Below are 332 nucleotides of genomic sequence, written 5' to 3'. Positions count from 1 at the left end.
GTCCGCTGGAACCGGTTCGCGTTGGCCACGCGGACCCGGTCCCGCTTCTTCAGGATCCACCCCCACTTGCCCTTGAGCCTGTTGTGGGCGGCCGGGATCCAGCCGTGGATCGTCAGCGTGTGCGTCGCCATCAGCCGTGGCTCGCGTCGTCTTCGTCGGCGTCGTAATCGGCATCGCCGTCGCCGTCGGCCTGCGGTCCCGCGTCGCGGTCGACTTCCGGGGCGGACGACCCGTCGAGAGGCCCCGCCTCGTCGCCCACGGCGTCCGCGGCGGCGTCCTCGGGGGCGGGGTCGACGGATCCCCCGTCGCCGAGTTCCGGAGCGTCCTGGACG

The 332-nt window shown here is 73.2% G+C and carries 1 pseudogene; it reads right to left on the bottom strand.

The annotated features are described in order from the left end of the window. Nucleotides 1–130 precede the first annotated feature (130 nt). Nucleotides 131–332 (bottom strand): annotated as a pseudogene (locus G6O68_RS32170) (adhesive domain-containing protein); the annotation flags it as partial.

The organism is Paludisphaera soli, from assembly GCF_011064595.1.
GTDB classification, from domain to species: domain Bacteria; phylum Planctomycetota; class Planctomycetia; order Isosphaerales; family Isosphaeraceae; genus Paludisphaera; species Paludisphaera soli.
The sequence above is the reverse complement of the archived record's forward strand: the minus strand, read 5'-3'. Positions and strand labels throughout refer to the sequence as shown.